Origin of the sequence: Amycolatopsis sp. cmx-8-4, assembly GCF_046548675.1 — a bacterium.
Classification (GTDB): Bacteria; Actinomycetota; Actinomycetes; order Mycobacteriales; family Pseudonocardiaceae; genus Amycolatopsis.
Window position 1 is genome coordinate 25076 of sequence record NZ_JAEBDZ010000032.1, and the last position, 3078, is coordinate 28153.

Sequence of the window (3078 nt, forward strand, 5' to 3'; positions counted from 1 at the left end):
GGAATCGGGAATGTCCAGTAAAAAGGTGGTAATCGGCTCGCCCGTCGGGCTGCACGCGCGTCCGGTCAAGCTGCTGGTCGAGGCCGCGGGCCGGCAGCCGGTGCCGGTGAAGATCGGCCGCACCGAGGACAAGCTGGTGGACGCCACCAGCATCCTGGGCGTCATGGCGCTCGGTGTCCGCGGCGGCGAAGAGGTGCTGATCTCGGCCGAGGGCGAAGGTGCCGACGCCGCCGTGACGGAGATCGCCGAGCTGCTGGCGCGCGACCTCGACTCGGCCGAGCAGCCGGCCGGCTGACGTCGGTGGTCCGGCAGGCGACCCCCTGGTCTGCCGGCCCACCGCCGCGCCGGAGTGCCCCTCCGGCCCACGAACGCCGGTGAGCCGTCCTGGTCACTGTCCGGGCGGCTCACCGGTCCCCAAAGCTCGCCGCAGCCCGCCTCCCGGCCGGTTGCGGCCGAGTCGTTTCACGGCCCGGACTGGCCAACACACTGCCCGGAACGGCCAACACGCTGCCCGGAACGGCCAACACGCCGAGAGCGCCGGCGTGTTGGCCGTTCCGGGCGTTGTGTTGGCCAGTCCGGGCGTCGTATTGGCCGCGCGGGTTCAGCTGCTGCCGTAGAACTCCGCGACGCGGTCCACGATGAAGTCCTGGTCGCTCTCCTCCAGGCCCACGTAGGTCGGCAGGTAGAAGCCCTGGGCGGCCAAGCGGGCCGCGTTCAGCTCCGGCCACTTCGGGTCGAGGTACATCGGCTGGCGGCTCATCGGCTGGAAGAACAGCCGCGTCTCGACGCCGGCGGCCGAGAGGTGGGCGCGCAGCTCGTCGCGGCCCTCGGCCAGCAGGTCGTACATCCACAGGACGTCGCGGCCGGGCATGCGGGTGATCCCGGGGATGCCGGAAAGCCGTTCGTCGTACTGCTTTTCGATCCGGGACCGCAGTTCGAGGATCTCGTCGATCCGCTCCACCTGCGCCAGCGCGACACCGGCCTGCAGGTTGGTCATCCGGAAGTTGTAGGCCAGCTTCTTGTGGATGAAGTCGTGGGCCTTGCTGAAGGCCATGCCGCGCAGGTGCTTCATCTGCTCGGCCAGCCGCGCGTCGTTCGTCAGGCAGATGCCGCCCTCGCCGGACGAGATGATCTTGTTGGCGTACAAGGAGAAGCACGCGATGTCGCCGACCGGGCGGACGCCGTGGGCCTCGGCCGAGTCCTCGACGACCCGCAGGTTGTACTGGTAGGCGAGGTCCATGATCGCGTCCATGTCGCAGCGCCGGCCGTAGATGTGCACCGGCATGATCGCCTTGGTCCGCGGCGTGATCTTGGCTTCGAGCTGCGCGACGTCGATGTTGAGATCGTCGCCGCAGTCGACGAAGACCGGCGTGGCGCCGGTGTAGGTGACCGCCCAGGCCGACGCGATCATGGTGAACTCCGGCACCAGCACCTCGTCGCCGGGCCCGATGCCGAGCGCGCGCAGGGCGAGGGTGAGCGCCGTCGTGCCGGAGGAGCAGGCGACGCCGTGGCCCTGGCCGTTCCAGTCGGCGAAGGTCTCCTCGAAGCGCTGCACGAACGGGCCCTGGGAGGAGATCCAGCCCGTCGTCACCGCTTCGGTGACGTAGTAGATCTCACGGCCGGTGAGATGGGGCTGGGAGACGGGATATCGGAATGCCATCAGGTCCTCGCATGCCTCGGCTACCGGAAAGCTGCAGGATGGACCCGCTGAAGACGGGAAATCACCAGAAGTTCCCGATGGGGGCACGGATTGTCCAATGTTTTCCAGGGCGGGGCGGGTGTGTGATCGAGCGGATCAGCGGCGGTGCCGGGCGGCCGCGAGCACGGCCGGTCGGCCGGTGAACGTGGGAGAGCTATGACGAAACGAGCATTGATCACGGGTGTCACGGGACAGGACGGCTCTTACCTGGCCGAGCACCTGCTGGCACTGGGCTACGACGTGTGGGGCCTGGTGCGCGGTCAGGCGAACCCGCGCAAGTCCCGGGTCAGCCGGATCGCCGCCGAGCTGAACTTCGTCCACGGCGACCTGCTGGACCAGGCGAGTCTCGTCGGGGCCGTGGACCTGGTGCAGCCGGACGAGGTCTACAACCTGGGCGCGATCTCGTTCGTGCCGATGTCGTGGCAGCAGGCCGAGCTCACCACCGACGTCAACGGCATGGGCGTGCTGCGCGTGCTGGAGGCGATCCGGATGGTCTCCGGGCTGGACAAGTCGCGGACCACCGCGCCGGGCAGCCAGATCCGGTTCTACCAGGCGTCGTCGTCGGAGATGTTCGGCAAGGCGGCCGAGACGCCGCAGAACGAGAAGACGATCTTGCACCCGCGCAGCCCGTACGGCGTCGCGAAGGCCTACGGCCACTACATCACGCGCAACTACCGCGAGTCCTACGGGATGTACGGCGTCTCGGGCATCCTGTTCAACCACGAGTCGCCGCGCCGCGGCATCGAGTTCGTCACCCGCAAGATCTCCAACGCCGTCGCCCGGATCAAGCTGGGCCTGCAGGACGAGCTGCGCCTCGGCAACCTCGACGCCGTGCGCGACTGGGGCTTCGCCGGCGACTACGTCCAGGCGATGCACCTCATGCTGCAGCGCGACGAGGCGTGCGACTACGTGATCGGTACCGGCCGGATGCACACCGTCCGCGACGCCGCCGACATCGCGTTCGCCGCCGCCGATCTCGACTGGCGCGACTACGTCGTCGTCGACCCGAGCCTGGTGCGGCCCGCCGAGGTCGAGACGCTGTGCGCCGACGCCACGCTGGCCCGCGCCGACCTGGGCTGGAAGCCGTCGGTGCCGTTCGAGGAGCTGATGCGCATGATGGTCGAATCCGACCTGCACCAGACCGCCCGGGAGCTGGACCTCGGCGAGGCGCTGACCGCCGCCGTCTGGTAACCGGCCCAGGCCGGTCCCGGATGAACTCGGCGGTCGCGGCCCGGGCGAAGTGCCGCCGAGGACGATTTCCGCCGCAGAAAACCATTTTCCGCGCCCCGGGCGGCAGCCGGCCGTGCGCCGGACTGCCACCGCAGCAGCCGTCCCGGGGCGCCACCGCTCGCCGTCGTGTCGGGATGGGTTGCTGATTC

3 protein-coding genes are annotated in these 3078 nt (G+C 69.4%); 2 read left to right on the forward strand and 1 reads right to left on the reverse strand.

Translation table 11 applies throughout. The annotated features are described in order from the left end of the window. Positions 1-10 precede the first annotated feature (10 nt). On the forward strand, positions 11-295 hold the full coding sequence (locus tag ACLJQZ_RS41110) for an HPr family phosphocarrier protein (protein WP_247051683.1): 285 nt from the start codon (positions 11-13) through the stop codon (positions 293-295). Positions 296-601: 306 nt separating this feature from the next. Here ACLJQZ_RS41110 and ACLJQZ_RS41115 read toward each other — a convergent pair whose 3' ends face one another. Then, positions 602-1660 (reverse strand): DegT/DnrJ/EryC1/StrS family aminotransferase, encoded by a 1059-nt coding sequence (locus ACLJQZ_RS41115; protein ID WP_410626301.1) that lies wholly within the window; start codon positions 1658-1660, stop codon positions 602-604. Positions 1661-1855: 195 nt separating this feature from the next. On the opposite strand from ACLJQZ_RS41115, the gene ACLJQZ_RS41120 reads away from it, so the two are divergent. Then, a complete protein-coding gene (locus ACLJQZ_RS41120; protein WP_247051685.1) occupies positions 1856-2890 on the forward strand; it encodes a GDP-mannose 4,6-dehydratase in 1035 nt (344 codons plus the stop codon). Positions 2891-3078 lie beyond the last annotated feature (188 nt).